Annotated in this window: 1 protein-coding gene; it reads right to left on the reverse strand. The window is 65.4% G+C overall.

Annotation, left to right across the window (positions count from 1 at the left end; all coding sequences use genetic code 11):
- Positions 1 to 197: 197 nt before the first annotated feature.
- On the reverse strand, positions 198 to 977 hold the full coding sequence (locus tag GGR89_RS22000; RefSeq protein ID WP_241217838.1) for an ISNCY family transposase: 780 nt from the start codon (positions 975 to 977) through the stop codon (positions 198 to 200).
- Positions 978 to 1,083 lie beyond the last annotated feature (106 nt).

The following is a 1,083-nucleotide window of genomic DNA, read 5'->3' on the forward strand; positions in this document are numbered from 1 at the left end:
TGTTGCCGCCAGTTAGAAAAGGCACATTCCGCCGCAAGATAGAAATGGCACAACGCCTTCGGCAGCGGGGGCTGCGTGGAGCCCTCCTCATAGCGCAGCGCTGCCCCCGCTGATGCCCCACACTCCCGGCTCCTGTCCCCGGACCCGCTGCGCACGCAGCGGGCCCGGTCACACCGCCTCAGCCGCTGGTGCTCGTGCTATAGGGTAGGCGTCGACGGCAGCTTCGGCACAGAGGCTGTGTGGAAACGCGTTGATGTGGTAATCCCGACCCCAAGCTTGTCGAGCGCTCGGCCCAAGTGCGACATGCCGTCGCTGTCGGCCGTCGCGCGGTTGTTCCGAAAGGCGCTGTGCTTGTCCGAATAGAAGGCGATAGGCTTGCCGTGCCGCTTGAGATATGTCCGTGTCGCCTGCAGGTAGGAGAGGGCGCTCTCGCTCTCCGCCATCTCGAGGTGCATCAGCTCGCTCGTGGCATCGTCGATATACACCAGCAGGCTGCAGCGAGGGCCGCGGCCCTCGAACCAGTCATGGTCCGAACCGTCGACCTGGATGAGTTCGCCGCGGCGCTCGCGACGGTTTCGGGTCTGGTGAAGCCTGGCGCGCTTGGCGGCCTTGGCTTTCCACAGGCCGGCGCCGATCATCAGCTGGCGCAGCGTCTCGTGCGAGAGCGCGATGCCGTGGCGCTCGGCCAGATACTCGGCCGCCAACGTCGGCCCAAAATCGGCGTAGCGCTCGCGGACGATGCCGAGGATCTGCTCCCGGCAGGTTTCGCTCAACCGGCGGTTGCTCGGCCGACCGCGCTTCCGGGATATCAGGCCGGCAGCGCCGTCAGCGCAGAACCTGTCGAGCAGCCGATAGACTTGGCGCCTGCATAGCCTGAGCAGCTCGCCAGCCTCGCTTGCGGTGATCTCGCCCCGCTCGACGCGCTGCAGCGTTTCGTACCGTGACAACTCGCTCCGGCTCATCGCGACCACCGTCATCAGCGTGCCCCCAATTGCTCGGGTGGCATGCCACTCGGAAGGCGCCGACCAGAGATTGTGACATCTCTATCTGGCGGAAGAGTGACATTTGTACGTTGCGCTTACA

The sequence above is a fragment of the Sphingomonas trueperi genome, from assembly GCF_011927635.1.
Taxonomy (GTDB): domain Bacteria; phylum Pseudomonadota; class Alphaproteobacteria; order Sphingomonadales; family Sphingomonadaceae; genus Sphingomonas; species Sphingomonas trueperi.